At 73.3% G+C, this 26622-nt stretch carries 23 protein-coding genes and 2 tRNA genes; 13 read left to right on the top strand and 12 right to left on the bottom strand.

The window, feature by feature from the left end:
* Positions 1-42 precede the first annotated feature (42 nt).
* Positions 43-975 (top strand): serine protease, encoded by a 933-nt coding sequence (locus tag OG455_RS27105; protein WP_266298019.1) that lies wholly within the window; start codon positions 43-45, stop codon positions 973-975.
* A 99-nt stretch (positions 976-1074) separates the two neighbouring features.
* Positions 1075-1830, top strand: coding sequence for a serine protease (locus OG455_RS27100; protein ID WP_266298017.1), 756 nt, complete (start codon positions 1075-1077; stop codon positions 1828-1830).
* A gap of 82 nt (positions 1831-1912) precedes the next feature.
* Here the strand turns inward: OG455_RS27100 and OG455_RS27095 are convergent.
* Together OG455_RS27095 and OG455_RS27090 are read right to left on the bottom strand one after the other, a co-directional pair.
* A tRNA-Asn gene (locus OG455_RS27095) sits at positions 1913-1988 on the bottom strand.
* Positions 1989-2038: 50 nt separating this feature from the next.
* A tRNA-Asn gene (locus OG455_RS27090) sits at positions 2039-2111 on the bottom strand.
* A gap of 262 nt (positions 2112-2373) precedes the next feature.
* On the opposite strand from OG455_RS27090, the gene OG455_RS27085 reads away from it, so the two are divergent.
* From OG455_RS27085 to OG455_RS27075, 3 genes are all read left to right on the top strand, one after another.
* Positions 2374-2667: a hypothetical protein gene (locus OG455_RS27085; protein ID WP_266298015.1), complete on the top strand. Its 294-nt coding sequence runs from the start codon at positions 2374-2376 to the stop codon at positions 2665-2667.
* Positions 2668-2815: 148 nt separating this feature from the next.
* Positions 2816-4252 (top strand): FGGY family carbohydrate kinase, encoded by a 1437-nt coding sequence (locus tag OG455_RS27080; protein ID WP_266298013.1) that lies wholly within the window; start codon positions 2816-2818, stop codon positions 4250-4252.
* Between the two features lie 48 nt (positions 4253-4300).
* Positions 4301-5707 carry a glutamate decarboxylase gene (locus OG455_RS27075; protein WP_266298011.1) on the top strand — a complete coding sequence of 469 codons (1407 nt, stop codon included), beginning with the start codon at positions 4301-4303 and terminating at the stop codon, positions 5705-5707.
* 74 nt (positions 5708-5781) lie between these two features.
* On the opposite strand, the gene OG455_RS27070 is transcribed toward OG455_RS27075, so the two are convergent.
* The 3 genes from OG455_RS27070 to OG455_RS27060 form a co-directional block, all read right to left on the bottom strand.
* Entirely contained in the window at positions 5782-6882 is a 1101-nt protein-coding gene (locus OG455_RS27070; protein ID WP_266298009.1) for an RNA polymerase sigma factor, read from the bottom strand.
* A 67-nt stretch (positions 6883-6949) separates the two neighbouring features.
* Positions 6950-8848 (bottom strand): DNA primase, encoded by a 1899-nt coding sequence (gene dnaG / locus OG455_RS27065; RefSeq protein WP_266298007.1) that lies wholly within the window; start codon positions 8846-8848, stop codon positions 6950-6952.
* Between the two features lie 29 nt (positions 8849-8877).
* Positions 8878-10179, bottom strand: a complete 1302-nt coding sequence (locus OG455_RS27060; RefSeq protein ID WP_266298005.1) for a deoxyguanosinetriphosphate triphosphohydrolase — start codon at positions 10177-10179, stop codon at positions 8878-8880.
* 120 nt (positions 10180-10299) lie between these two features.
* Here OG455_RS27060 and OG455_RS27055 point away from each other — a divergent pair, with 120 nt between their 5' ends.
* A complete protein-coding gene (locus OG455_RS27055; protein WP_266298003.1) occupies positions 10300-10905 on the top strand; it encodes a transcriptional regulator in 606 nt (201 codons plus the stop codon).
* On the top strand, positions 10902-12224 hold the full coding sequence (locus tag OG455_RS27050; protein ID WP_266298001.1) for an MFS transporter: 1323 nt from the start codon (positions 10902-10904) through the stop codon (positions 12222-12224). Before OG455_RS27055 ends, OG455_RS27050 begins: the two co-directional genes overlap by 4 nt.
* On the opposite strand, the gene OG455_RS27045 is transcribed toward OG455_RS27050, so the two are convergent.
* The gene (locus OG455_RS27045) at positions 12176-13426 is read right to left on the bottom strand and encodes an MFS transporter (RefSeq protein WP_323185581.1); all 1251 of its coding nucleotides are present in this window, start codon (positions 13424-13426) and stop codon (positions 12176-12178) included. The two genes, OG455_RS27050 and OG455_RS27045, sit on opposite strands and share 49 nt — an antisense overlap.
* A gap of 55 nt (positions 13427-13481) precedes the next feature.
* Between OG455_RS27045 and OG455_RS27040 the strand changes: the two genes are divergently transcribed.
* The 3 genes from OG455_RS27040 to OG455_RS27030 all read left to right on the top strand — a co-directional run bounded on the left by OG455_RS27040 (position 13482) and on the right by OG455_RS27030 (position 15995).
* A complete protein-coding gene (locus OG455_RS27040; RefSeq protein ID WP_266297999.1) occupies positions 13482-14216 on the top strand; it encodes a helix-turn-helix domain-containing protein in 735 nt (244 codons plus the stop codon).
* 171 nt (positions 14217-14387) lie between these two features.
* Positions 14388-15131 (top strand): hypothetical protein, encoded by a 744-nt coding sequence (locus tag OG455_RS27035; RefSeq protein WP_266297997.1) that lies wholly within the window; start codon positions 14388-14390, stop codon positions 15129-15131.
* 210 nt (positions 15132-15341) lie between these two features.
* Positions 15342-15995: a hypothetical protein gene (locus tag OG455_RS27030; RefSeq protein WP_266297995.1), complete on the top strand. Its 654-nt coding sequence runs from the start codon at positions 15342-15344 to the stop codon at positions 15993-15995.
* Positions 15996-16078: 83 nt separating this feature from the next.
* Here the strand turns inward: OG455_RS27030 and OG455_RS27025 are convergent, their stop codons facing one another.
* Both OG455_RS27025 and OG455_RS27020 read right to left on the bottom strand, forming a co-directional pair.
* The gene (locus OG455_RS27025; protein ID WP_266297993.1) at positions 16079-16447 is read right to left on the bottom strand and encodes a nuclear transport factor 2 family protein; all 369 of its coding nucleotides are present in this window, start codon (positions 16445-16447) and stop codon (positions 16079-16081) included.
* On the bottom strand, positions 16444-17667 hold the full coding sequence (locus tag OG455_RS27020; RefSeq protein WP_266297991.1) for an MFS transporter: 1224 nt from the start codon (positions 17665-17667) through the stop codon (positions 16444-16446). The genes OG455_RS27025 and OG455_RS27020 overlap by 4 nt, the downstream gene beginning before the upstream one ends.
* A gap of 85 nt (positions 17668-17752) precedes the next feature.
* Here OG455_RS27020 and OG455_RS27015 point away from each other — a divergent pair, with 85 nt between their 5' ends.
* Positions 17753-18313: a TetR/AcrR family transcriptional regulator gene (locus OG455_RS27015; RefSeq protein ID WP_266297989.1), complete on the top strand. Its 561-nt coding sequence runs from the start codon at positions 17753-17755 to the stop codon at positions 18311-18313.
* Positions 18314-18412: 99 nt separating this feature from the next.
* Here the strand turns inward: OG455_RS27015 and OG455_RS27010 are convergent, their stop codons facing one another.
* Both OG455_RS27010 and OG455_RS27005 read right to left on the bottom strand, forming a co-directional pair.
* Positions 18413-19408, bottom strand: a complete 996-nt coding sequence (locus tag OG455_RS27010; protein WP_266297987.1) for an SGNH/GDSL hydrolase family protein — start codon at positions 19406-19408, stop codon at positions 18413-18415.
* 24 nt (positions 19409-19432) lie between these two features.
* Positions 19433-20380: a PAC2 family protein gene (locus OG455_RS27005; RefSeq protein ID WP_266297985.1), complete on the bottom strand. Its 948-nt coding sequence runs from the start codon at positions 20378-20380 to the stop codon at positions 19433-19435.
* 667 nt (positions 20381-21047) lie between these two features.
* On the opposite strand from OG455_RS27005, the gene OG455_RS27000 reads away from it, so the two are divergent.
* Both OG455_RS27000 and OG455_RS26995 read left to right on the top strand, forming a co-directional pair.
* Entirely contained in the window at positions 21048-21791 is a 744-nt protein-coding gene (locus OG455_RS27000) for a GNAT family N-acetyltransferase (RefSeq protein WP_266297983.1), read from the top strand.
* Positions 21792-21974: 183 nt separating this feature from the next.
* Entirely contained in the window at positions 21975-22979 is a 1005-nt protein-coding gene (locus OG455_RS26995; RefSeq protein WP_266297981.1) for a hypothetical protein, read from the top strand.
* 212 nt (positions 22980-23191) lie between these two features.
* On the opposite strand, the gene OG455_RS26990 is transcribed toward OG455_RS26995, so the two are convergent.
* A complete protein-coding gene (locus OG455_RS26990; RefSeq protein ID WP_266297979.1) occupies positions 23192-23569 on the bottom strand; it encodes a ribonuclease domain-containing protein in 378 nt (125 codons plus the stop codon).
* Positions 23570-23754: 185 nt separating this feature from the next.
* Positions 23755-26463, bottom strand: a complete 2709-nt coding sequence (ppdK, locus tag OG455_RS26985) for a pyruvate, phosphate dikinase (protein ID WP_266297977.1) — start codon at positions 26461-26463, stop codon at positions 23755-23757.
* Positions 26464-26622 lie beyond the last annotated feature (159 nt).

Raw genomic sequence — 26622 nt, 5'->3', positions numbered from 1 at the left:
GGGGCGGCCGCAGAGCGGCACGCAGGCCTCGGAGGGAGTCGCATGACGGCGCGTAAGTTCCTGTGTCTCATCCCGCGTCGGATCGGACCCGGGCCCGGCGCGGGATCGGCCAGGGGCTCCAAGGTGGCGCTCGGCCTGGCGGCCGCGCTGGTGGTCCCGATCGCGGCGACCGGCTGCGGCTCCTCGGGCGAGCCGTCGAACGGGGCGCTCTTCCTCGCCTCCTCCCCCAGCACCGGCGGCCCGAGCGGTGGACACCCCGCCGGCTCCGGCTGGAACCGGCACCGCTTCCTGGGCGCCTTCGACAAGCACAAGGGCACCACCAGGACCGCGGCCCCCACCGCGGTCAACGCCCTGGTCGGCGCGGTCTTCACGAACGACGCCTCGGGCGACCACTTCTGCACCGCCAGCGTGGTCGACAGCGCGGGCCAGAACCTGATCGTCACCGCCGCGCACTGCGTCTACGATCCGGGCGTCGGGCAGCGGGCCGACCTGGTCTTCGTGCCCGGCTACCGCGGCGGGGACGCCCCGAACGGGGTCTGGCCGCTGGCCGCGATCACGGTGGACCAGAGCTGGGCCCAGCACGGCAACCCGGACCTGGACGTCGCCTTCGCGGTCGTCCAGCCGCAGGGCGGCAAGCAGGTGCAACAGGTGCTCGGCGCCAACAAGCTGGGCATCGACCAGGGTTACCAGCTGCCGGTGAAGCTGACCGGCTACCCGAGCAGCGCGGACTCGCCGATCACCTGCATGAACACCACCAGCCGGCAGAGCGCGACCCAGCTGCGGATCGACTGCCCCGACTACACCGGCGGCACCAGCGGCAGCCCGTGGGTGACCGACCTCGACCCGGCGACCAGGACCGGCACGGTGGTCGGCGTGATCGGCGGGTACCAGCAGGGCGGCGACACCCCGGACACCTCCTACAGCAGCTACTTCGGCGACGCCGTGCAGAGCCTGTACGACCGGGCGACCGGCTGACGCCGCACCCGACCTGGCGTCGGGCGGCCACCGCCTGGTAGATCTTGGGTCCGACGTCCGGTGCGACCGCGCTCCGGAGTTGACCTGGAGGTGCGGGGGATGGCCGGGCGGGAGCGGCGGCACTCGGCGGCACTGGGCGCCGCGGTGGCGGCCGCGCTGGTCGCCGCGGGCTGCGCGCCCCTCGGGTCGGCCCAGCGCCCCCGGCCCGTGCTGCTGACCGCCGCCATCGCCACGGCGGACACCCGCGCCGACCGGGTCGGCGTGCTGCTGCTCGACGACGGCGCCGGCCGCGTCTGCACCGCCAGCGTGGTCGACAGCCCCGGGCGCGACCTGCTGGTCACCGCGGCCCACTGCGTCACCGATGCCGACGGCGCACCGTTGACCGGCCTGGCCTTCGCCCCCGGCTACCGCGACGGTGCCGCCCCGCTCGGCAGCTGGCCGGTGGACCGGGTGGTGGTCGACCAGCACTGGAGCACCGGCTCCGACCCCGAGTACGACGTGGCCTTCCTGGTCACCGAGCCGGTCGCCGGGAAGCGGATCGAGGACGCGGTCGGCGGCAACCCGCTCGGCGTGAACCGGGGCTTCGGGCTGCCGGTGACCGTCACCGGCTACCCGAACGACCACGACCAGCCGATCACCTGCTCGGCCCGGACCTCCGCGCAGAGCGCCACCCAGGAGGAGTTCGACTGCGGCGGCTTCTCGGACGGGACCAGCGGCAGCCCCTGGCTCACCCCGGACGGCGCGCTGGTCGGGGTGATCGGCGGCTACCAGCAGGGCGGCGACAGCCCGGACGTCTCCTACAGCGTGAGCTTCGACGACCGGGTCTCGGCGCTGTACCAGGAGGCCACCGCCTGAGGGTCCGACGGCGAACGCGGGAAGCGGACCACGGCCGCCCGGGAACGACGAACGCCCCCCGGCGGACCGGAGGGCGTCGAGCTGGCTCCCCCAATTGGACTCGAACCAATAACCTGCCGATTAACAGTCGGCTGCTCTGCCAATTGAGCTATGGGGGATCGCTGGATCAAGCACCGCACGCCGGTCATCGCCGGTGTGCTGGCTTGAGCTCCCGCAATTGGACTCGAACCAATAACCTGCCGATTAACAGTCGGCTGCTCTGCCAATTGAGCTATGCGGGATTGTCCTGCTCGCGGCACGCGTTGATGAGCGCTTGCTGCGGGACATACATTAGCGCATCCAGGGGGGTGCTCCGCCAATCGCTTTCCCCGCCCCGGGGGCCCGGGGTCGCCCCCGGGGCGCGCTGCCGCCCCGCTCGGCGCGCCCGGCGGGCCGGGCGTGCTCCGGCCGGGGATGCTGGAGGGACGCGCCGGGCGGTTCGCCACGGGGCAGGACGGGTAGGGCAACGCGGCAAGCGCCGCATGAAGAGGGTGGAGGCCGAAGATGTGGAAGCTGTCGTTCGTCGCGGGGGCCGCGGTCGGCTACGTCCTGGGGGCCCGGGCCGGCCGGCAGCGCTATGAGCGGATCGCCGCCACCGCTCGGCGGGTGGCCGAGCACCCGGCGGTGCAGGACGCGACCCGGCGGGCGAAGGACTCGGCCGGTTCGGCCGCGAGCCGCGCGGTTGGGGCGGTCACCGGGAAGGTGGGCGAGAAGCTGCCGGACGCGCTCTCCGACCGCGTGCCCTACCTGGGCCGCCGCCGGGGCGAGGACGACAGCTGGGGGACGGCGCGGCCGTAGTCCGGCAGCACCGCGGTGAGCGCGGGTAGCCGCTACACGGTCGCTCGGTGAGCTGCTCCTCCGCTCAGCGAGCAGCAGCGGTACCGACTGGGCAACACTTGCCGCACACAGCTGAGCGGGCGGCCCCGACTGCGGCATGATCTCTCCCATGGCCATCGTCGCGGGCATCGACAGTTCGACCCTACGCACCCGGATCGTCGCGTGTGACGCCGACACCGGAGCCGTCCTGCGCTCGGGCAAGGCGCCGCACCCGGCCTCGGAGGCCTCGCAGGCCCGGACCACCGAGGCGGACCCGCAGTCCTGGCTGCACTCGCTGGGCGAGGCGGCCACCGGCGGTCTGCTCGAAGGGGTCCGGGCGATCGGGGTCTCCGCCCAGCAGCACAGCATGATCGGGCTGGACGCGGGCGGCGTGCTGGTGCGCCCCGCACTGCTCTGGACCGACCCGCGCTCCTCGGGGGCCGCGGCCGCGCTGGTGGACGCGCTCGGCGGGCCGGCCGCCTGGACCGAGGCGATCGGCGCCGTTCCGGCCGCCACCTACACCATCGCCAAGCTGCGCTGGCTGGCCGAGTTCGAGCCGGCCAACGCCCGCCGGATCGCCGAGGTGCTACTGCCGCACGACTGGCTGGTCTGGCAGTTGCTCGGCCACCCGCAGCGGCGCACCACCGACCGCGGCGACGCCTCCGGGACCGGCTACTGGTCGCCGATCACCGGCGAGTACCGGCAGGACCTGGTCAAGCTGGCGCTCGGCCACGAGCTGCTGCGGCTGCCCGACGTGCTCGGCCCCGCCGAGCCCGCCGGGCACACCCCCGAGGGCCTGCTGATCTCGGCCGGCACCGGCGACAACATGGCCGCCGCGCTGGGCCTGGGCCTGGTGCCGGGTGACGCGGTGGTCTCGCTCGGCTCCTTCGGCACCATCTTCGCGGTGCACGACCAGCCGGTGGTGGACCCGACCGGCACCGTCTCCTCCTTCGCCGACGCGACCGGGCACCACCTGCCGATGGTGGGCACGCTCAACGCCGCGCAGGTGCTGCGCTCGACCGCCAATCTGCTCGGCCGCGACCTGGAGGGCCTCAGCGAGCTGGCGCTGCGCTCCTCCCCCGGGGCCTACGGCATGGTGCTGCTGCCCTACCTGGAGGGCGAACGCACTCCCCGACTGCCCACCGCGGCCGGTACCCTGACGGGCCTTCGGGCCGAGTCGATGACTCCCGAGCACCTGGCCAGGGCGGCCGTGGAGGGGATGCTCTGCAACATCGCCGACGCGCTGGACGCGCTGCGCGCCCGGGGGGTGACGGTGCGTCGGGTGGTGCTGCTGGGCGCGGTCGGCCGACTCGCGGCGGTGCGCGAGATCGCCCCGCTGATCTTCGGCGTCCCGGTGATGATCCCGCCGCCCGGCGACCACGCGGCGCGCGGCGCGGCCCGGCAGGCCGCCTGGGCGCTGGCCGGCACGCCCGAACCGCCGCAGTGGCAGCTGCCGGAGGTGCGGACCGTCGAACCCGACCCTGATCAGCCGTTCGGTGCTGCCGTTCGCCAACAGTACGGCGTGGTTCGTGACCAGACCCATCCGGAGATCGCCGGGATGGCCTAGCGTGGGCGCCGAGGTTCGGCAGGTTCCCCGGCGATAGGAGTCCCAGGCATGGCGCTGCACCGCGGCACGAGCGCGGATCACCGACTGGCCGTCAACGCCCTGCTGGGCGAGGCGGATCCGATAGGAGCCATGCGGATGGCGCCGCCCAAGCACCGGCTGCACCACACGCCGCTGCCGCCGCGGATCGCCTACCAACTGATCCACGACGAGCTGATGCTGGACGGCAACGCCAAGCTCAACCTGGCCACCTTCGTGACCACGCAGATGGAGCCCGAGGCCGACCGGCTGATGGCCGAGTGCGCCGACAAGAACATGATCGACAAGGACGAGTACCCGCAGACCGCCGAGTTGGAGCGGCGCTGCGTGGCGATCCTGGCCGACCTGTGGCACGCGCCCGCCGCCGACCAGGCGGTGGGCTGCTCCACCACCGGCTCCAGCGAGGCCTGCATGCTCGCGGGTCTGGCGCTCAAGCGCCGCTGGATGCGCCGCAACCAGCAGCGCTACGACGCCGGGGCCAGGCCCAACATCGTGATGGGCGCCAACGTGCAGGTCTGCTGGGAGAAGTTCGCCAACTTCTGGGAGGTGGAGTGCCGGCTCGCGCCGATGGAGGGCGAGCGCTTCCACCTGGACGCGGCCTCGGCACTGGCGCTCTGCGACGAGAACACCATCGGCGTGGTGGGCGTGCTGGGCTCGACCTTCGACGGTTCCTACGAGCCGATCGCCGAGATCTGCTCGGCGCTGGACGACCTGCAGCAGCGCACCGGGCTGGACATCCCGGTGCACGTGGACGGCGCCTCCGGCGGCATGGTGGCCCCGTTCCTCGACCCCGAGCTGGTCTGGGACTTCCGGCTGCCCCGGGTGGCCTCGATCAACACCTCGGGCCACAAGTACGGCCTGGTCTACCCAGGGGTCGGCTGGGCGCTGTGGCGCGACCACGAGGCGCTGCCCGAGGAGCTGGTCTTCAAGGTCAACTACCTGGGCGGCGACATGCCGACCTTCGCGCTCAACTTCTCCCGGCCCGGGTCCGAGGTGGTCGCGCAGTACTACACCTTCCTGCGGCTGGGGCGCGAGGGCTACCGGGCGGTGCAACAGTCCTGCCGCCACGTCGCGCAGCACTTGGCCACCGGGATCGAGAAGCTGGGCTCGTTCCGGCTGATCACCCGGGGCGACCAGCTGCCGGTCTTCGCCTTCACGGTGGCCGACCATGTGACGGCCTTCGACGTCTTCGACGTCTCGCGGCGGTTGCGCGAGCGCGGCTGGCAGGTGCCCGCCTACACCTTCCCGGAGAACCGGACCGACCTGTCGGTGCTGCGGGTGGTCTGCCGCAACGGGTTCACCATCGACCTGGCGGAGATGCTGCTGGCCGACCTCTCCAAGCTGCTGCCCGAACTGCTCAGCCAGCCCGGCCCGCTGCAGGACCGCGGCGTGGCGGCGGAGAGCGCCTTCCACCACTAGGGTCCGTCCGGTCCGTCCGGTCCGTCCGGTCTGACGTCGCTGCCGGGGCCGGCTCCCGACCGGCCCCGGCGGCGTCAGTCGAGGTAACCGCGCAGCTGGTCGGCGAAGGCGTGCTCGCGCAGCTTGCCGAGGGTCTTGGACTCGATCTGGCGGATCCGCTCCCTGGTCACCCCGAAGAGCGCGCCGATCTCCTCCAGGGTGCGCGGCCGCCCGTCGATGAGCCCGTAGCGCAGCTCGACCACCTTGCGTTCGCGCTCGCCGAGGGTGGCCAGCACCGCGTCCAGGTGCTCGCGCAGCAGCAGGAAGGCGGCGCTCTCGACCGGGGAGGCCGCGTCGGCGTCCTCGATCAGGTCGCCGAGCGCCACGTCCTCCTCCGCGCCGATCGGGGTGTGCAGCGAGACCGGCTCCTGGGCCAGCCGCAGCACCTCGCGGACCCGCGCCTCGGTCAGCTCCAGGACCAGGCCCAGTTCGGCCGCGGTGGGCGCGCTGCCGCGCTCCTGGAGCAGCCTGCGCTGCACCCGCAGCACCCGGTTGACCAGCTCGACCACGTGCACCGGCATCCGGATGGTGCGGGCCTGGTCGGCCAGCGCGCGGCTCATCGCCTGGCGGATCCACCAGGTCGCGTAGGTGGAGAACTTGTAGCCGCGGGTGTAGTCGAACTTCTCGACCGCCCGGATCAGCCCGAGGTTGCCCTCCTGGACCAGGTCGAGCATCGTGAGCCCGCGGCCCACGAAGCGCTTGGCGACCGAGACCACCAGCCGCAGGTTCGCCTCGATCAGGCGGCGCTTGGCGATCCGGCCGAGCACCACCAGCTGGTCCAGCTCGTCGGCCAGCGGACCCGGCGGCAGGCCGTGCCGGCTCAGCTGCTGCTCGGCGAAGAGGCCCGCCTCGACCTGCCGGGCCAGCTCCACCTCCTCGACGGCGGAGAGCAGCCGGATCCGGCCGATCTCGCGCAGGTACTGGCGGAACAGGTCGGCGGCCGGGCCGGTGGGCTCGTCCAGCAGGACCAGCGGCGTGTCGTCGTCGAGCTCCTCGGGCCGGGGCTCGCGATCGGGCCCGGTGGCCGGGCCGGTGGCCGGGCCGGCGGACGGGCCGGCGGACGGGCCGGCGGCGGCCGGCTCCGCGGCGGGCGCTGCCTCGGGTGCTCTGACGATCTCCAAGAGGCCCACCTCCACGGGCGCGCGCGCCCGAAAACCGACGGACTGAGACCCTTTCAGTGTGGGGTACGCCACACTGAAGGCGCTACAGCCCGGCGGCGCCACGGGTCTTGAGGTTGGAGTCGTACTGCTGCAGCGCCCACAACTCCTGCTGGACCGGGGCGAGCTGCTCGGGGGTGGCCCGGTTGCCCAGGCGCTGGAGCTGGCCGCGGACCTCCTCGACCCGGCGCTGCACGGCCGCGCGGCGCAACTCCACCAGGAACCCGCCCGCGTAGATGGCGTCCGGCTTGCGTCGGGTGCGGATCGGCTCGACCGTCAACTCGGTGACCAGCGAGCGGATCTGCTCGTTCTCGGCGGCGTCCTGGACCAGGTCGAGGAAGTTGGGCACAGCCGCGCCGAAGGTCGTGCCGCCGGCCTTGCCGATGGCCCGGCGGACCGCGGCGTAGGGCGGGGTCGGGAACTCCTCCTCGGCGTACTGGTCGAACGCCGGGCTGACCAGCTCCGGGGTCTGGAGGGCGAGTTTGAGCAGCTCGCGCTCGACGAGCCGGGCCGGGTCGCGCGAGTCGAGGCGCAGCGCCGGGCGCGGGGCGGGGGCCTGCGGCTGCGGCTCGGCCCGGCGCACCGGCTGGCGCTGCTGCGGGGACTCGCGCTGCCAGCGGGCGATCTGGCCGACCCGGCGGACCACGAACTGCTCGTCCAGGATGCCGAGCAGACCGGCCAGCTGGACGGCGTACTCGTGCCGGATGGACGGGTCCTTGATCTTGGCGACGATCGGCGCCGCCTCCTCCAGGGCGGCGGCCCGGCCCTCGGCGGCGTCCACCCGGTGCCGGGCGACGGTGCTGCGCAGCGCGAACTCGAAGAGCGGCACCGGGTTGGCGATCAGCTCGCGCACCGCCTCCTCGCCCTGGGCGAGGCGCAGTTCGCAGGGATCCATGCCGCCGGGGGTGATCGCGATCGAGGTGCGGGCGGCGAACTTCTGGTCGTCCTCGAAGGCGCGCAGCGCCGCCTTCTGCCCGGCCGCGTCGCCGTCGAAGGTGAAGACCGTCTCGCCCCGGTAGGAGGAGGTGTCCATCAGCAGCCGACGGATGATCTTGATGTGGTCCTCGGCGAAGGCGGTGCCGCAGGTGGCCACCGCCGAGGTGACACCGGCCAGGTGACAGGCCATCACATCGGTGTAGCCCTCGACCACCACGGCCCGGCCGCTCTTGACGATCTCCTTCTTGGCCAGGTCGATGCCGTAGAGCACCTGCGACTTCTTGTAGAGCGGCGTCTCGGGGGTGTTGAGGTACTTGGGCCCGTTGTCGTCCTCGCGCAGCCGGCGCGCGCCGAAGCCGACCACCTCGCCTGCCGTGTCCCGGATCGGCCAGACCAGGCGGCCGCGGAACCGGTCGATCAGCCCGCCGCGCTGGCCCTGCGAGGCCAGGCCGCCCAGCAGGATCTCCTTGTCGGTGAAGCCCTTGCCACGCAGGTGGCGGACCAGGTGCTCCCAGCCGGCCGGGGCGTATCCGACGCCGAAGTGGGCGGCGGCCTCGGCGTCGAAACCGCGCTCGCCCAGGAACTTCCGGCCGATCTCGCCCTCGGGGCTCTCCAGCTGCTCGCGATACCAGGCGGCGGCGACCTTGTGCGCCTCGACCAGCCTGGTCCGCTCGCCCTGCTGGCCGCGCGAGGAGTAGCCGCCCTCTTCGTAACGGAGCGTGATGTTGGCCTGGGCGGCCATCCGCTCCACGGCCTCGGCGAAGGAGAAGTGCTCGATCTTCATCAGGAAGGAGATCGTGTCGCCGCTCTCCTGGCAGCCGAAGCAGTGGAAGAGACCCTTGCTCGGACTGACGTAGAAGGAGGCGGACTTCTCGTCGTGGAACGGGCAGACGCCCTTGAGCTGCCCGCCGCCGCCGTTGGCGAGCTGTACGTAGTCGCCCACGACCACGTCGATCGGCAGCGCGCTGCGCACCGCCTGCACGTCTTCGTCCCTGATCCGCCCTGCCACCCCGGAAGTCTACGGCCTCGGCCGGGCGATCAGCCGGTGAGCCTGGCGTGCAGGGCCAGTGCGGAGGCGTCGGTGAGGGTGGCGATCTGGTCGATCACCGCACGCAGCGCCCCGCCGTCGTCGGCAGCCTCGGCGTACTGGGCTGCGAAGACCGGGTCCAGCTCGGCCGGGTCGCCGGCCGCGAGCAGCTCGGCCAGCTCGGCGATCACGATCCGCTGCCGGGCGCGCAGCTGGGCCTGCTCGTCGCGCTGCATCACGTAACGGACAGCGACCGCCTTGAGCACCGCGCACTCCAGCCGCACTCCGGTGGGGACCACCAGTTCGGCCGCGTACCTGGTCAGCGGGCCCGGACCGTAGCGGGCCCGGGTGGCCTGCTCGGCGGCCAGGCAGAACCGGCCGATCAGCTGGCTGGTCAGGTCCTTGAGTCCGGCCCGGCCGCGCGGCGAGCCGTCGTAGCCGCGCGGCCACCACTCCTGGGCCTGCAGCCGCTCCAGCGCCGCGGCGAACTCCTCCGGCTCGGCGCCCGGGGCGTAACGCTCGGCGACCTTGAAGAGCTCGGCGCGCTCGGTGGGGCTGCGCAGCGCGGCGGGGTCGATGTGCCCGGCGTACAGGCCGTCCTCCACGTCGTGGGTGGAGTAGGCGACATCGTCGGACCAGTCCATCACGGTGGCCTCGAAGCACTTGCGGTCCAGCGGGGTGCCCTGCCGCAGCCAGCGGAAGACCGGCAGGTCGTCGCCGTAGACCCCGAACTTGGCCGAGCGCGGGTCGCTCGGGTGGCCGCCGCGCGCCCAGGGGTACTTGGTGGCGGCGTCCAGGGCGGCCCTGGTCAGGTTGAGGCCCACACTGCGGCCCGGCCAGGGGGCCAGCCGGGCCGGCTCCTCGTCGAGCGGCGCGAAGCGCTTGGGCTCCAGGCGGGTCAGGATCCGCAGCGACTGGGCGTTGCCCTCGAAGCCGCCGCAGGACTCGGCGGCCTGGTCCAGCGCCTCCTCACCGGTGTGGCCGAACGGCGGGTGGCCGATGTCGTGGGCCAGGCAGGCGGTCTCCACCAGGTCCGGGTCACAGCCCAGCGCGGCACCCAACTCCCGCCCCACCTGGGCGCATTCGAGCGAGTGGGTGAGGCGGGTGCGGGGGAAGTCGCTGCGCATCGGGGCGACCACCTGGGTGGTGCCGGCCAGCCGGCGCAGCGCGGCGGAGTGCAGCACGCGGGCGCGGTCGCGCTGGAAGGCGGTGCGGCCGGGGCGCTTGTCGGGCTCGGGCACCCAGCGGGTCTGGGCGTGCTCGGTGTAGGGCTGCTCGTCCTTGGCGTACTCGTCGTATCGATCGTCGCTCATATAGCTGCCACGGTACGCCGCCGCTGTGACGGTTCGATCGCAGCGCGCGTCCGAATGGTGCAGAGATTCCTCTGCAGATTCTCCTGTGCAGAGAGTCCTCTGCACGCTAGAGTCCTCCGCATGAGCAACGAGCCACCCCCCATCTCCGCCACCTCCCGGATCGTCGATTCGCGGAGCCTGCGGGCCCTGGCCCACCCGCTGCGGCTGCGGATCCTGGACCTGCTCAGCGACCACGGCGCGAGCACCTCGGCCAAGCTCGCCGAGCGCCTCGGCGAGAACACCGGCACGGTCAGCTGGCACCTGCGCCACCTCGCCGAGCACGGCTACATCGAGGAGGAGGAGGGGCGCGGCACCAAGCGTGAGCGCTGGTGGCGGCGTAAGGACCGCAACCTGGTGCTCAGGACCCGCGAGCTGACGACCGATCCGGAGACCCTGGCCGCCATGTCGGTCTACCGGCACCACTACCTGGAGCGCACCTTCCAGCGGGCCGCCCGGGCCCTGGCGGTGCCGCCCACCGGCGACTGGGTCGGCGCCGGGAACATGTCCGACTGGGGCGACGTCCGGATGACGCCCGACCAGCTCAGGGCACTCGGCAACGAGCTGCTGGAGGTGATCCGGCGCCACACCCCGGACCCCGAGGCACCGGTGCCGGCCGAGGCGCAGCCCGTGCTCATCCAGTTCCAGGTCCTGCCCATGCTGCCCCTGCCCACCGAGGAGTCCGAGTGAAGCTCTCGTCCGCCCCGGCCGCGTCATCCACCGACGATGCCGCCGAGGTCGCCGCCGGGCCGCGCCGCAACCTGCTGCGCCGCAACCGCGACTTCCGGCTGCTCTTCACCGGCGAGGTGGCCGGCAAGTACGGCTCCTCGGTGACCGGCCTCGCGTTACCGCTGATCGCCGTCACCGTGCTGCACACCGGTGCCTTCCGGGTCAGCGCGCTGACCGCCGCCGTCTGGCTGCCCTGGCTGCTCTTCGGCCTGCCGGTCGGTGCCTGGGTGGACCGGCTGCGCCGCCGCACCGTGATGCTGGCCTCGGCCGCCGTCTCGCTGCTGCTCTACCTGACCGTCCCCGTCGCCGCCGCGCTGGGTCTGCTGAGCTACCTCCTGCTCCTCCTGGTGGCCCTGGGCACGGGCACCTCCGCCGTCTTCTTCCAGACCGCCTACACCGCCTACCTGCCCACCCTGGTCGCCGAGTCGGACCGGGCCGAGGGCAACGCCAAGCTGCAGGGCAGCGCCCAGGCCGCGCAGATCGTGGGCCTGGGCACCGGCGGCACGCTCGCCCAGCTCTTCGGCGCGGTGGACAGCCTGCTGGCGAACACCGCGACCTTCGTGATCTCGCTGGTCTGCACCGCCTCGATCAGGCAGCGCGAGACGGTGACCCCCGCTGCCGAGCGCAAGCGGCCGACCCTGCTCAGCGAGGTCGGCGAGGGCCTGCGGCTCCTCCTGCGGGACCGCTGGCTGCGCACCTTCCTGTTCAACGGCGCCGTCGCCAACCTGGCGCTGACGGCCCAGCAGTCGATCCTGGTGCTCTTCCTGCTGAACCGGGTCGGACTGCCGGAGAGCGCGCTCGGCGGCCTGATCGGTGCCGCGAGCGCCGGCGGCATCCTGGGCGCCCTGGTGGCCCGCCGGGTGGGCGCCGCGATCGGCACGGCCCGCGCGGTGCTGCTCTTCCAGGTCGCACTGCCCTCGCTGGTGCTGCTCATCCCGCTGACCGGCCGGGGCGCCGGGGTGCTCTGCTACCTGATCGGCGGAGTCGCGGTGTCGATGGGCGTGGTGGCGGGCAACGTGCTGCGCGCCACCTTCACCCAGAGCTACGTGCCCGCCGAGCTGCTCGGGCGGATCAGCGCCAGCGGCGCCTTCCTCAACTACAGCCTGATGCCGGCCGGCGCCCTGCTCGCCGGTGCGCTGGCCTCCGACCTCGGCGTGCTGACCGCGATGTGGGTGACCTGCGGGGGCCTGCCACTGGCCGCGCTGATCCTCTGGTTCTCCCCGCTGCGCCGCTACCGGGACCTGCCCGCCGGGTCCATCGTGCGGGCCGGCTCGCGCTGATCCGCCGGCCCCGGCTCCACCAGGAAGCAGCCGAGCGCCACCCCGAGCAGCGGCACCGCCCACAGCACCGAGAGCACACCCTGCGGGCCGTGGTGCTCGGCGATCAACCCGAAGACCGGCGCGACCAGGCCGCCGACGCTCACCGCCAGGCCCAGGGTGACCCCGGCGGCGGTGCCCGGGCGGGTCGGCAGGTAGTCCTGGCCCAGCTTCACCAGCACGGCGAACGGCACGTTGAGCGCCGCTCCGGCGAGCAGCGCGAAGAGCAGCGGCGGAAGCTGACCGGGTGTCAGCCGCAGGGCCAGCAGGGCCGGGACGGTCAGCGCGGTGCCCAACTGGACGGTGCGGACCAGGCCGAACCGGTCCGCCAGCCGCCCGCCCCCGAGGGTACCGGCCACCCCGCCGCCCAGGAAGCAGGCCAGCGCCGTGCCGCCGACCAGCTGGGAGGCGTGCAGGTGGCGCAGCCAGTACAGCTCGACGAAGGTGCTCAGACCGGAGAAGACCACCGAGCGGACCACCGAGACGGCGGTCAGCACCGCGAACGGGGCCCAGCGGTCCGTACCGGTGCGCGGGCGGGCCGCTCCGGCCAGGGCGGCCCGGCGGCGGCCGGCCCGCACCAGCACGAAGGCCATCAGCAGCGCGGGCGGCAGGAAGAGCGCGGTGGCACCGACGCCCCAGGCCACCAGCACGGGCGTGGCCAGCACCGGCGCCAGGAAGAATCCGACGCTGCCGCCGGCCGCGAAGACGCTCATCGCCGCCGTGCTGTCGCCGGCCGCCTCCCTGGCCGCCTTGCCCGCCGCCGGGTGGAACATGGCCACCCCGAGCCCGGACAGCAGCACCAGCAGCCAGACCGCCGGATACGGGTGCACCAGCCCGCTGAGCCCCAGCCCCAGGCCCGCCAGCGCCACCCCGGCGGGCGCCAGCCTGGTCAGCGCGAAGCGGTCCACGGCCAGCCCGATGAACGGTTGCGGGACGGAACTGCCCAGCGTGGCGGCCAGGGTGAGCCCACTGGCGGCGACGTAGCCGTAGCCGCGGTCGAGCACGAAGTAGGGGACGACGGCCGGCACCAGGCCCTGGTAGAGGTCGTCGACGGCGTGGGCCAGGCCCCACAGGCGCATCCGGCGCCAGGCTGTGCCTGTGCGGGCGGTGCCTGTGCGGGCGGCACTCGCACTGGCGGGGGCTGTGCCGGCGGTGTCTCTGCTCATGCCCTCCAGCCTGGCCCGGCCGACCGGGTACGGGCTTCCGGTACTCTGCCAAGATATGTCGCCAACCCGCCACGATGACACCGGCCCGACCCGGCGGCCACTGGCGGACGGCGAGCGGATCGAGTGGCACTTCCACACCGTCAACCAACTGGCCTGCCCCGGCCTCGGCGTGCTGCGCGTCTTCACCCCCACGGGCAGCTGGGTGGTCCCGCCGCACCGCGCGGTCTGGCTCCCTGCCGGCGTGGCGCACTCCCACCAGGCCCACGGCCGGAGCGAGTTGCGCTGCCTGACCTTCGCCCCCGAGCGGAACCCGCTGCGCCTGGAGCGCCCCGCCGTGCTCGCGCTCTCCCCGCTGCTGCGCGAGCTGATCGCCACCCTGACCGGCCCCGAGCCGGTGGGCCGCGCCACCCTGGAGCGCGCGACGCTGGAGCAGCTGCGCGAGGCGCCCGAACTGCCGCTGGGCCTGCCCGCCCCGCGCGACCCCCGGCTGCGCGACGTCGCCGCGCTGCTCGCCGCCGACCCGGCCGACCCGCGCACCCTGGCCCAACTGGGCACCGCGGTCGGCGCCGCCGAGCGGACCCTCAGCCGCCTCTTCCGCCGCGAGACCGGTCTGAGCTTCCCCCAGTGGCGGGCCCAACTGCGCCTGCACCACGCCCTCGCGCTGCTCGCCGAGGACCGCTCGGTCACCGCCGTGGCCGCCGCCGCGGGCTACCGCTCGCCGAGCGCCTTCGTCGAAGCCTTCCGCCTCGCCTTCGGCACCACCCCCGGCCGCTACCAGCGGCAGGCGTAGCGCGTACCCGGCCGGCCGTCAGCCGCGGGTGCCGGCCGGCCATGGCAGCCGGATCAACTGCCGAGAGCCGGGCGGGCTCTGGCGCGCCGCCCGTCACCGAGCGGGCAGTGGCGATATACAGAGACGGACAATCGCGCCTCGCACCCACGGATCCCGCAGGGAAGAGCAGCCATGCCACGTCCTCTCGCCGCCGCCGGGGCGGTCACCCTACTCCTGACCTGCGGATCGCCGACGGCCCACGCCGTCGTACCGGACCATGTGGTGGCAACGCAGCAGGTAGGCTTCTTCGCCGCTGCACCGCTGCCGGAATCCGGCGCCCCGCTGGGCTCGCTCCCGGCTGCCGCCCAGCAGCAGTTGGCGCCCGCCTCGCCGCACCCCCGCACTGACACACCGCGGGGCTACAAGCTGCGCCAGGGCGGTGCGGCGACCGACTACATCTACAACTCCGCCGATGTCTGGGCGATCGACGCACACTGCGACGGGTCGTCGTGCAGCCCGGTCCAACAGGTCAAGCTCGGCCTGAAGGAGTACGTCTTCGGTGGGGACTCCCGTCGCTGGCGCCTGACCCTGAACTCCTCGCCCTGGTCGGGCCCCAGCGGCTTCAGCGCTTCCTACGACTACGAGTGCGGGGTCAACATCCCGGATGATGTCGACAAGACCTGCGCCACCTGGAAGGCGGACGGGGCTGACGGGCCCACCTCGGGGACGGCGCCGAACGGCACTGAGGTCAACCACGGTTTCGGTCGGACGACCGGGGTGGTGAAGTTCCCGATGGTCAACCTCAAGGTCCGATTCGCTGACGGTTCGACGGCCCTCGGGGACGACGGCAACGCAGGCGAGAAGTTCCGCGGCTGGGACGTGTGCGTCACCGCGGCCGACAGCAAGCTCTGCCCCACCACCGGCAAGGGCGACTGATCGATGGCGACGGTCGGTCCACCCACCTGCCTGACCGGACGTTACCGAGCGGTCCGGCCTCGTGCCGACCACGGGCCCGGGCACCCGCCGGCCGAACCGGTCGAAACGGTGCTCGACTTCGCGTTCCGACCGCCGTCACATTGGCGGACGGAGAGCGCGGGGCGGGTCAGCGTCTCCGAGGTCAACTTCGGAGCTTGGCAGCCTCTCGGGTTGAGCTTCCCGAGCGGGGAACTGCCCTGGGCCTTCTCCCCTTCCCCCGCGCGGCTGATCGTGCCGGAGTTGGGTCCAACCGACCTGCTGCCGACAGGGGAGGCGACCCGCTGGGAGCAACGGTCCGCCCGAAGAGTCGAGTTGCCGGGCCCTTCGATCGGCGGCGCCTTGCGGCTGGTGGTCGACAGCCAACTGCCCATCGTCCTGTGCGCGGACGTCCCGGGCACTGAGTACCGCGAGGAGCTGACCGGCCTGCTGGTCCACACCGCGCTGCCGGAGAGCCTCTTCGCCCTGCCCGTCGACGACCCGGCCGACCACGGCGAGTTGCGGTGCTACGAGCGGACCCGCGCCCACTACCTCAGCAGTCCGCTTCCCATCCCCGCCGCTTGGCCGGGTGCGCTGAACCGGCCCTCCCCCATCGACGGGGACCCGGAGACCGGCTACCTCGTGCTGGACCTGGACCCGGTGCCCGTCCCCGACGGCTTCACCGGCGCACAGCTGATCCGCCAGCCGCTGACCGATCCGCCCTACCGAACCGGTTGGGCCTCCGATCCCCGCACCTACCTGCACCGCTGGCGTGATGCGAGCTGGCAGTGGACCGTTCTGGTCACCGGCCGACCGCTGACCCCGGCCGAGCTGGGCCGCCTCGCCTGAGGCCGCCGGCACGGGTCGCCCATGACGGCACTGCCCCACGACCGGAACGGCCGTGGGGCAGTGGTGTGGAATCAGGCGGTGCGTCAGACGGTCGGGCGCCCGCTCGCGGTGTCCTGCGGGACCTCTTCGCTCACGTCCCAGTGCTCGGCGATCAGGCCGTCCTCGATCCGGAAGATGTCCACCACCGCCATGCCCAGCGCACCCGGCGCCGGGGTGAAGTGCGAGTGGGCGAAGACCAGGTCACCCTCCCCCGCGATCCGGCGCAGTTCGAAGCGCAGCTGCGGCAGCTGGCCGCGGATCGCGTCCACCAGGCCGGCCAGCGCCGTGCGGCCGTCGGCCAGCTTGGGGTTGTGCTGCTGCAGGTCGGTGGCGATGTAGGTGGCGGCGAGGTCGGTACGGCCCTGGTTCCAGACGGTCTCAAGGTAGTCGGCGACAAGCTGGGTGTTCGTCACAGTGCTTCTCCAATAACGGCGTTACGAGTGGTGCGGACAGTGTGGGAGCGGTTGGACCGCAGGTGGGTCAGTACGCCCAGGAGCATGGGCAGCAGCGCCAGCGCGGTGAGCCCGGTGGCTCCCAGGCGCGGCAGGAAGGAGCTGGCGAGCAGGCTCCCGAGGCTGATGCCGACGTAGAGCATCGAGGCGTTCAGGGCCAGCAGCAGACCGCGCTGCTCGGGGGCCAGGGCGATCAGTCGGGCCTGTTGCGGGGCCTGGTAGAGCTGGCCGAAGAAGGCCCAGACCGCGCAGAGCAGCACCGCGGGAACCGGCCCGGCCGGCGACACCAGCAGCCCCACGAACGAGGCTGCCAGGCCGAGTTGGGTCAGCGCGATGGTCCGTCCGCCGCCCAGCCGGGCGAACACCCGGGCCCCGCAGGCGTTTCCGATGACGCCCACCGCCCCGAAGGCGAAGAGTACCGCCGTCACCGCGCCCGTCGTCAGGCCGAACCGCGCGGCCAGGTAGGCGCCGGCCACACCGTAGACGGTGAACTGCGCGGCCATGAAGAAGAGCGTGGTGGCGACCACCGGCAGCACGCCCGGGGTGCGCAGCGCGGTGCGGTAGGCGGCGAGGGTGGGCGGCGGTCCGGCCGGCAGCGGCGGGACCAGCAGCGCGACCAGCGCGAAGGCGAGCACCGTGGCACCCGCCACGCCTGCCAGTGTCCAGCGCCAGCCGAGCGCGCCGCCGAGGTAGGAGGAGAGCGGGACGCCGAGCACGGCGGCGATCGTCATGCCGGCGAAGACGGTGGCCAGCGCACGGGGCCTTCGCTCCTCGGGGACCAGGAGCGAGCCGGCCGCCGAGGCCGCGGGCCCGAAGATCGCACCGCCCAGCCCCGCCAGCACCCGGGCGGCGATCAGCGCGCCCAGTGAGGGCGCCAGGGCGCTGACCGCGCCGCCGACGGCCATCAGGCCCAGGCCGAGCAGCAGCACCGCGCGGCGGTCCAGGCGGCGCAGCAGGGCGGGAGCCGGCGGCGCGGCGAGCGCGAAGGTCAGCGCGAAGACACTGACCAGCACGCCGACCTCGGACGGCGAGGTGTGCAGGTCATGGCCGATCGGTGCGCCGATGCCGACCACGGCCAACGAGGAGGTGCCCAGGGTGAAGTACCCGAGGGAGAGCGAGAGCAGCGCGGGGAGCGGGCTGCGGGCGGTGCGGGACGGGCGGGAAGTGCCGGACGTTCGCATCGGAGACCCCCATTCACATACGGTCCGTTGCGTATCTCTATTTCAATACGAGACGGACCGTATGTCAAGCGGTAAGGTGACTGTCATGACTGGACGACCCCGTGACCCCGCAGTCGATGACGCCATCCGCCGGGCGGCCGTCGAGCTCGTCGACGAGAACGGCTACCGCGGCCTGAGCATGGAGGGCATCGCCGCTCGCAGCGGTGTCTCCAAGCAGACCGTCTACCGGCGCTACCGCGGCAAGGGCGAGGTGGTGCTGGAGGTGCAGGTCGGTTTCGCCGCCGTCGAGTTGCCGGCCCCCGACACCGGCAGCCTCCGCGGCGACCTGGGCGAGCTGCTGACCGCGACCTTCCGCAGCGCGCAGGGCGTGGCCGGGACGCTGAACCGGGCGCTGGCCGCCGAGGCGCTGCAGGACGAGGAGTTCACCCGCCGGATGTGGGAGGAGCTCATCGCGCCCCGCCGCGCGGTGGTCGGCGAGCTACTGGCCCGCGGCCGGACGCGCGGCGAGGTCGGGCACCCGGACGACGCCTTCCTGATCGATCTGGTCTACGCGCCGCTCTGGTACGGGCTGCTCTTCGGGCCCGGCCGGCTCACCGACGCCTACGCGGCCGAGTTGGCCGAGGCGGTCTGCCGCGCCGCCGCCTGAGCGGACGCGAGCCCCGGCTGAGCGGACGCGAGCCCCGGCTGAGCGCACGCGGCCCCGCCTGAGCGGACGCGGGCTCCGGCGGAGCGGCGCCCGGCCGGCTCAGCCCTCGACGCTGCGCAGCACCGCCGCCGCCATGCCCTGCTGGCCGGCCGCGTTCGGGTGCAGCGGAGCACGGCCGGGGGCCGCGAGCGGCGGCTCGATCCAGCGGTCGGGGCCGCCTGCGCACATGTCGTGCCCGAGCGAGGGCGTGTAGGTGTCCACGAAGCCCGCGCCGGCAGCCGCGGCCCGCTCGCGCAGCACCGCGTTGAGCCGCTGCTCCTGGGTGTCGAGGAAGGCCAGGTCGCCCGCGGTCACCGTGCCGCCCAGCACCGGCGCGCAGGAGGCGGGGTCGGCGGGCAGCAGCGCCGGATAGCCGACCACGTACACCTTGGCCCGCGGCGCGCGCCGCGCGATCTCGCCCAGCACCCCGGCCAGCCGCTGCCCGACGGTGTCCAGCACCCCGGCCAGCTTGTCGCTGCCGTCGGCGGCGGTGTACGCGGCCTGGCAGGGGGCGCTCCTGGCCGCGCGCGGGTCGACCAGCTTGGCCGCCGCGTTCATCAGCCCGTCCTCGGCGCACTTCTTCACCACGCTCATGAAGTCCGCGTCGTTGCCGCCGATCCCGACCGTGACCAGGCGGGTGTCGGCACTCAGTGCGTCCAGCTGCGGCGGATTGGGGCCGCCGGTGACCGACTGGGCGGCCGTCAGATCGGCGGTGGTGGCGCTGGAGCAGCTGACATCGGCGAACTGGCCCGGGGCCAGCTTCAGACCGGCGGCCACCAGCGCGGGATAGTCGACGGCAGAACGCCCGCAGCCCTTGGGCCCGCCGCCGGCCGGGGCGACCTGCAAGCCGGCGGTGTAGGAGTCCCCGAGCGCCACGTACGGCCCGCTCGGGGTGCTGGGCCGGCTAGGAGTGCTGGGCCCGCTCGGAGCGCCGGCCCCGGTCGGCGCGGTCGAGCGGACCGGCTGCCGCTGCCCCGCCGGCCCGGCACCGGAGCCCGAACAGCCGGCCAGCACCAGCAGCGCCACCAGCCCGGCGACGCCGGTCAGTCCACGCATCCACCCCACCCCCCGGTGGACACGCTACTCCGCGCCGCGCTCGTGCTCGGCGAGGAACTCCTCGAAGCGGCGGCCCAACTCCTCGGCGGAGGGGAGCTCGGCGGCCTCGGCGAGCAGGCTCTCGCGGCTCTCGGCACCCGCCACCGCGTCGTACTGGCCCTCCATGCCGCGGATCGCCGAGCGCAGCTCGTCATCGCCCTGGGAAAGTTGCTCCTCGATGTCGGCGTAGACCTCGCCGACCCGCTCGCGTAGCGCCTGCCCGGGCAGCACCAGGCCGGTGGCGGACTGGACGGCCTCCAGGATCAGCACGGCGGCGGCCGGGTAGGCCGAACGCGCCACGTAGTGGGGCACGTGCACCGCGAAGCCGAGCACGTCGTGGCCGGCCTCGGCGAGCCGGTACTCGACCAGCGCCTGGGCGCTGCCCGGCACCTGCGCCTTCTCGAACCACTGCGGGTACCCGGCGGCCAGGTCGAGCCGGTTGCCGTGCGGGGTCAGGCCGACCGGGCGGGTGTGCGGCACGCCCATCGGGATGCCGTGGAAGTCCACCGCCAGGCGCACTCCCAACTCCTCGGCCAGCCGGCCGACGGCGGCCGCGAAGGCCTCCCACTCGACGTCCGGCTCGGGGCCGGTGAGCACCAGGAACGCGGTGCCGGTGGAGTCCTGGACCAGTTGGAGCAGGATCTCCGGCGGCTCGTAGGAGACCCAGCTCTCCCGGTCGAAGGTCATCGCGGGGCGCCGGGCGCGGTAGTCCACCAGGCGGTCGTGGTCGAACCTGGCCACCACCTGCGGGCTGCCCTCGGCCAGCAGGTGCGCCATCACCTGGCCGCCCGCCTCGCCCGCGTCCATGAAGCCCTCAAGGTGGTAGAGCAGGACCAAGCCGCCCTCGGCCACGGAGGTCACGGCCGCGTTCGCAGCCGCCACCGCTGCCACACCCTGCGGTTCAAGCTCGTACAGCGCCTCGGGATCACGCACCGCGCACCCAACCGTTTCTCGTCGTCGGTCCTACCTGTCCGGCCGTACCGGTCCGGCAACAGCACCAGCGTGCCGCGTGGCACTGACATTCCCCGCTGCCGGAACGCACTGGAATCTTCTCACCTCCCACCTCGGCGGCGACTCGAGAACCAGGCCATCGGCGCAGGTCAGCACGGCCGCCCAGGTCACAGGGGCAGACCGAGGGCAGCCGCCGGGGGTAGCATCGGCACACTGGCGCCCCCGACCCGCGTGCCGCGAAGTGACGCACGGGGCCAAGCCGGGTATCGTCCTCTCGCTGCCTCGCATCATCGCGTCGTCGCCACGTCGTCTGTCACGCCGTGGGCCGCGGCCCGACCCATGTGCGGTCAGCCACCTGACTCCCCCCTTGCCTTCACCTGGCCGCCCGCTTCCCTTCGCGCTCTCGTTCCTTCTTCGGCCATCTCGCGGACGCACACTGTCCCCCCGCACCTCCCGCCGGACCGGTCCATGCGAACCGTGCCCGCTCCGGCACCGCGCTGCCCGTTCGGGGCCGCCCCTCCCCCGCCGTACCGCCGAGCTCCGGCGTACCCGGGGGGCGGCGGAGCACCCCGGCGGGGCGACTGCCCCTCCCGGACGCCCGCACCCTGGGCGCGAGGGTCCCTCCGATCGCCGAAGGACCGAAGGTTCCGTGCCAGCACCTGTCACCCTCACCGGCCGCACCGTTCGGCTGGAGCCCCTCGGCGAGCAGCACGCCGAAGGGCTGGTCGCGGCCGCCGCCGCGGACCGCGCGTCGTACGCCTTCACCGCCGTTCCCCAGGACCTGGCGGCCACCCGCGAGTTCATCGCCACCGCGCAGGCCGACATGGCGGCCGGCCGATCGCTGGTCTTCGCCACCGTGCGGGCGGCGGACGGCCTGGTGGTCGGGTCCACCCGGTTCCTGGAACTGGACTACTGGCAGGGCCCGGTGGTCTGGCCGCCGCTGCCCTCGGGCCCGGTCGGCGACCCGGCCACCGCCGTCCCCGACGCCGCCGAGATCGGCCGCACCTGGCTCTCCGCGCTCGCCCAGGGCACCGGCATCAACACCGAGGCCAAGCTGCTGATGCTCCGGCACGCCTTCGAGGCCTGGGGCGTGCAGCGGATCTCGCTGCGCGCCGACGCCCGCAACCTGCGCTCGCGCGCGGCGATCGAGCGGCTGGGGGCCACCTCGGAAGGGGTGCGGCGGGCCCACAGCAGGGGGCTGGACGGGGTGGTGCGCAGCACCGCGTTCTACTCGATCCTGGCCGAGGAGTGGCCGGCCGTGCGGGACATCATCGAGCTGCGGATCGCGGCGGCGATCGCGCCCAGCGCGCCGGAGCGGCGGCTCGACCGCGGCATGGGGCGCGAACTCGACCAGGAGTGTGTCAGACACGCCGGCTCGCTGATCCCCGCCTGATCCGCCCGAGCCCGACCCGAGCCGCTCCGAAGCCCTGCTGCGGGGCGGCTCGGGCTCGGCTCGGGCTCGGGCTCGGGTCGGGGGCGGGTCGGGCAGGCCGGAGGGCGCGTCAACGCGCGGGGCGGATGACCCCATGAGGGGGATATTTCGCATACCTACGGTTTCGCTGGGCACCACCCCGCCATGAGTCCCCTCGATTCCGTCCGGCTGCTCGGCGCCGACCAGCAGCACATCGTCACCCGCGCACAGCTGATCGAGCACGGTGTCCCATCCGGGACCATCGCGCATCGGCTGCGCCCCGGCGGCCCCTGGCAGCGGGTGCTGCCCCGGGTGATCTGCCTGCAGAGCGGACGGCTGACCGCGCATCAGCGGCTGCGCGCGGCCCTCAGCTACGCCGCCCCCAAGGGCGAGCGCCCGCGACCGGGCTCCGTCCTGCTCACCGGGCTCGCCGTGCTGGCCGAGGCCGGACTGACCAGCGCGGGACACCCCTCGGACGTCGACGTGGTCGACGTCCTGATCCCGGCGGGGCGGCGGGTGGCCAGCCGGGACTTCGTCCGGGTGCACCGGGCACCGGCCAGAACCAGCGGGCAGCCGGCCGGCTTCGAGCGGGACGACGGCCTGTGGAGCGTCGACGTCGGGCGCGCGCTGGCCGACGCGGCACCGCATCTGACGAGCACCCGGCAGTTCCGGACGCTCTGCGCGGAGGCGGTGCAGGGGCGGCTGTGCGAGCGCGCCGACCTGCTGACCAAGCTGCTGGCGAGCCCCGCCGCGACCCTGGCGCTGCCGCACGTGCAGCAGGTCGCGGACGAGCTGACCTGCGGGATCTACTCGATCGCGGAGAGCGAGGCGCGCGAGTTGCTGCGGCGCGGCGGGCTGCCGGAGCCGCTGTGGAACCCGACGCTGCTGCTGGACGGCCGCTTCCTGGCGATCCCGGACGCGTTCTGGCCGCAGGCCTGCGTGGCGCTGGAGATCGACTCCCGGGCCTGGCACCTGCGCCCCGCGGACTACGAGCGGACCCTGACCCGGGGCAACCGCCTGACGGCGGCCCGGCTCCCGGTGGTCCGGGCCACCCCGCACCAGCTGCGGACCGACGCGGCCACCGTGCTGGGCGAGCTGCGCACCCTGCTGGCCACCGGCCCGCACGGGCCCTACCACCGGCTGACCTGGACCAGGCAGCGGATGGGCTAGGCCGTACGGACGCACGGACGCACGGGCGGACGCAGGGGCGGTTGCGGGAGCGGTTGCGGGAGCCGTACGGGTGCGGAGGCCGCCCCCTGACTTCGAGTCAGGGGCCGCGGCGTCCCGCGAGGCGGCGCCCGCGGCGGTGGCGACCTCGGCCGGCCGGCGCAGGGCGGCCGGTGGTAGAGCCCGTGCGGGCCGGCGGTCGGGAAAGAGCGAACTCAGCAGCCGGTGTCGATCCGCTGGAAGGTGCCGTAGTGGTCCGCCGTCCAGTACTCCTCGCCGGCCTGCCCGATGACGATCCGTCGGGCGCCGCGGTCCGCCGAGCCCGGGGTCCGCACGGTGTACTCGTGGTAGTAGCCGCTGGGCTCGCTCGGCAGGCGCCGCTCGCGGTTGTCGAAGACCACGCCGTCGGTGCGGTAGGGGAACGGGCCGCCGCGGCCGATCAGCGCCAGTGTGTCCCGCGCCTGGCCGGGCAGCCGGGTCCGGCAGACGTACCGGGAGGCGGGCTTGTGCCGGTCCATCGCGTAGACGGCGGCGCCCGCCACCGCGCAGACGAGCAGCGCGGCGACGACGAGCAGGCGGAGGCGACTGGTCATGGACTCCAGCTTGCCGTCCCTCCCGGTCGCGGGGCCGCATCCGGGGGCGCGGGACACGGGCCGCGAACGCGTGGGCCGGGGCGGGAGAGGACGCCGTTGTCCTCTCCCGCCCCGGCCCCTGTACGTCCGGCGGTTCTCCTGCGCCGAGCACCGCCGGCCGCCCCTCCCCGCTGGAGGGGGCGCGGTCAGCGAGAGTCGCTGCCCGCAGTCTCAAGGGCGGCGCGGCCTGCCTCCAGGCGCGCCACCGGGATCCGGAACGGCGAGCAGGAGACGTAGTCCAGGCCCGCCTCGTGGAAGAAGTGCACCGACTCCGGGTCGCCGCCGTGCTCGCCGCAGACGCCGAGCTTCAGGTCGGGACGGGTGGCCCGGCCCTCCTTCACGGCGTGCTTGACCAGGGCGCCGACGCCGTCGCGGTCGATCGTCTCGAACGGGGAGACCCCGAAGATGCCCTTCTCCAGGTAGGCCGTGAAGAAGGAGGCCTCCACGTCGTCCCGGGAGAAGCCCCACACCGTCTGGGTGAGGTCGTTGGTCCCGAAGGAGAAGAACTCGGCGGCCTCGGCGATCTGACCTGCCGTCAGGGCGGCGCGGGGGAGCTCGATCATGGTACCGAGCTTGATGTCCAGCTTGACCCCGGTCGAAACGGCGACCTCGGCGAGTACCCGCTCGCACTCGTCGCGGACGATCTCCAGCTCCTGGACGGTGCCGACCAGCGGGATCATCACCTCGGGGCGCGGGTCGCCGCCGGCCAGCCTGCGCTCGGCGGCCGCCTCGGCGATCGCGCGCACCTGCATGCCGAAGAGACCGGGGATGACCAGGCCCAGACGCACGCCGCGCAGACCCAGCATCGGGTTCTGCTCGTGCAGCTTGTGCACCGCCTGGAGCAGGCGCAGGTCGTTCTCGTTCGGGTCCTTGCGGGCCTCGGCGAGCGCGACGCGCACCGACAGCTCGGTGATGTCGGGCAGGAACTCGTGCAGCGGCGGGTCCAGCAGCCGGACCGTCACCGGCAGGCCGTCCATCGACTGGAAGAGCTCGACGAAGTCGCCCTTCTGCAGCGGCATCAGGGTGGAGAGGGCCTGCTCGCGGTCCTTGTCGTTGTCCGCCAGGATCAGGTGCTCGACCTCCTTGCGGCGCTCCTCGCCGAGGAACATGTGCTCGGTGCGGCACAGGCCGATGCCCTGGGCGCCGTAGCGGCGGGCGCGGTTGGCGTCCTCGGCGTTGTCGGCGTTGGCCCGCACGGCCAGCCGGCGGCGCACGTCGGCGTGCGCCATCAGGCGGTGCACGGCCTGCACCAGGCCGCCCTGGACGTCGGCGCCGGCGTGCAGGGTGCCCTCGAAGTACTCGACCACCGGGGACGGCAGCACCGGGACCTCGCCCAGGTAGACCTTGCCGGAGGCGCCGTCGATCGAGACGGTGTCGCCCTCCTCCAGGACCAGGCCGTCGGAGGTGGTCATCCGGCGGCGCTTGGTGTCGACCTCCAGGTCCTCCGCGCCGCAGACGCAGGTCTTGCCCATGCCGCGGGCGACGACGGCGGCGTGCGAGGTCTTGCCGCCGCGCGAGGTGAGGATGCCCTCGGCGGCGATCATGCCGTCCAGGTCGTCCGGGTTGGTCTCACGGCGGACCAGGATGACCTTCTCGCCGGAGCGCGACCACTTGACGGCGGTGTAGGAGTCGAAGACCACCTTGCCGATCGCGGCGCCGGGCGAGGCGGCCAGGCCCCAGGCGATCTGCTTGGAGTCGGCCTGGGGGGCGAAGCGGGGGAACATCAGCTGGGCCAGCTGGCCGCCGGTCACCCGGTGCAGCGCCTCGTCCAGGTCGATCAGGCCCTGGTCGACCAGCTGGACGGCGATCCGGAAGGCGGCCGCGGCGGTGCGCTTGCCGATCCGGGTCTGCAGCATCCAGAGCTTGCCGCGCTCGATGGTGAACTCGATGTCGCACAGGTCGCGGTAGTGCAGTTCGAGCTTGTGCATGATCGCCATCAGCTCGTCGTACGACTTCTTGTCCAACTGCTCCAGGTCCGCGAGCGTCAGGGTGTTGCGGATGCCCGCCACCACGTCCTCGCCCTGGGCGTTGGAGAGGTAGTCGCCGTAGACCCCGACCGCGCCGGTGGAGGGGTCGCGGGTGAAGGCGACGCCGGTGCCGGAGTCCTCGCCGAGGTTGCCGAAGACCATGCTGCAGACGTTGACCGCGGTGCCAAGGTCGTTCGGGATCCGCTCCTGACGGCGGTAGAGCCGCGCCCGGTCGCCGTTCCAGGAGTGGAAGACGGCGTGGATGGCGAGGTCCATCTGCTCGCGCGGGTCCTGCGGGAAGGCCCGGCCGGTCTCGCGCTGCACGATGCCCTTGAAGGTCTCGACCAGGACCTGGAGGTCGGAGGCGTCCAGGTCCAGGTCGTTGACGGTGCCCTTGGCGTGCTTGACCTGCTCCAGCGCCTCCTCGAAGAGCTCGCCGTCCACGCCCAGCACGGTCTTGCCGAACATCTGGACCAGGCGGCGGTAGGAGTCCCAGGCGAACCGCTCGTTGCCGGACTGGGCGGCGAGCCCGGTCACCGAGGCGTCGGAGAGGCCGATGTTCAGGACGGTGTCCATCATGCCGGGCATGGAGAACTTGGCCCCGGAGCGGACCGAGACCAGCAGCGGGTCATCGGCCTGGCCGAGCTTCTTGCCCATCTGCTGCTCCAGGGCAGCCAGGTGGTGGCTGACCTCCTGGTTGAGCGAGGCGGGCTCGGCGCCGGTCTCCAGGAAGACCTTGCAGGCCTCGGTGGTGAGGGTGAACCCGGGGGGGACCGGGAGACCGAGGTTGGTCATCTCGGCGAGGTTCGCGCCCTTGCCGCCCAGCAGGTCCTTGAGGTCCTTGTTTCCTTCAGTGAAGGAGTAAACAAACTTCTGCGTCGCCGCCACGGGTCGGTCTCCTCGCACGGGGTTGCCCTGACGCCGGAGAACATACCCATTTCGAAGGCTGTTGCGCGCCGTCGATAGGCCGTCCGATCCCGGGAGCCGCTGACGACCCATGAGATCAAAAGCTTGTGAAGGCGTTCACCTCTGTTGCTGAAATCGTCC

Source organism: Kitasatospora sp. NBC_01287 (assembly GCF_026340565.1).
In the GTDB taxonomy this organism is placed as follows: Bacteria; Actinomycetota; Actinomycetes; order Streptomycetales; family Streptomycetaceae; genus Kitasatospora.
This window is presented reverse-complemented; position numbering and strand designations above follow the sequence as displayed.

Bases quoted from the DNA above. Each gene is read 5' to 3' on its own strand.
- OG455_RS27105 (WP_266298019.1), top strand. From the start codon at position 43: ATGACGGCGCGTAAGTTCCTGTGTCTCATCCCGCGTCGGATCGGACCC.
- OG455_RS27100 (WP_266298017.1), top strand. From the start codon at position 1,075: ATGGCCGGGCGGGAGCGGCGGCACTCGGCGGCACTGGGCGCCGCGGTG.
- OG455_RS27085 (WP_266298015.1), top strand. From the start codon at position 2,374: ATGTGGAAGCTGTCGTTCGTCGCGGGGGCCGCGGTCGGCTACGTCCTG.
- OG455_RS27080 (WP_266298013.1), top strand. From the start codon at position 2,816: ATGGCCATCGTCGCGGGCATCGACAGTTCGACCCTACGCACCCGGATC.
- OG455_RS27075 (WP_266298011.1), top strand. From the start codon at position 4,301: ATGGCGCTGCACCGCGGCACGAGCGCGGATCACCGACTGGCCGTCAAC.
- OG455_RS27060 (WP_266298005.1), bottom strand. From the start codon at position 10,179: ATGAGCGACGATCGATACGACGAGTACGCCAAGGACGAGCAGCCCTAC.
- OG455_RS27055 (WP_266298003.1), top strand. From the start codon at position 10,300: ATGAGCAACGAGCCACCCCCCATCTCCGCCACCTCCCGGATCGTCGAT.
- OG455_RS27045 (WP_323185581.1), bottom strand. From the start codon at position 13,426: ATGAGCAGAGACACCGCCGGCACAGCCCCCGCCAGTGCGAGTGCCGCC.
- OG455_RS27040 (WP_266297999.1), top strand. From the start codon at position 13,482: ATGTCGCCAACCCGCCACGATGACACCGGCCCGACCCGGCGGCCACTG.
- OG455_RS27035 (WP_266297997.1), top strand. From the start codon at position 14,388: ATGCCACGTCCTCTCGCCGCCGCCGGGGCGGTCACCCTACTCCTGACC.
- OG455_RS27020 (WP_266297991.1), bottom strand. From the start codon at position 17,667: ATGCGAACGTCCGGCACTTCCCGCCCGTCCCGCACCGCCCGCAGCCCG.
- OG455_RS27015 (WP_266297989.1), top strand. From the start codon at position 17,753: ATGACTGGACGACCCCGTGACCCCGCAGTCGATGACGCCATCCGCCGG.
- OG455_RS27010 (WP_266297987.1), bottom strand. From the start codon at position 19,408: ATGCGTGGACTGACCGGCGTCGCCGGGCTGGTGGCGCTGCTGGTGCTG.
- OG455_RS26995 (WP_266297981.1), top strand. From the start codon at position 21,975: ATGAGTCCCCTCGATTCCGTCCGGCTGCTCGGCGCCGACCAGCAGCAC.
- OG455_RS26990 (WP_266297979.1), bottom strand. From the start codon at position 23,569: ATGACCAGTCGCCTCCGCCTGCTCGTCGTCGCCGCGCTGCTCGTCTGC.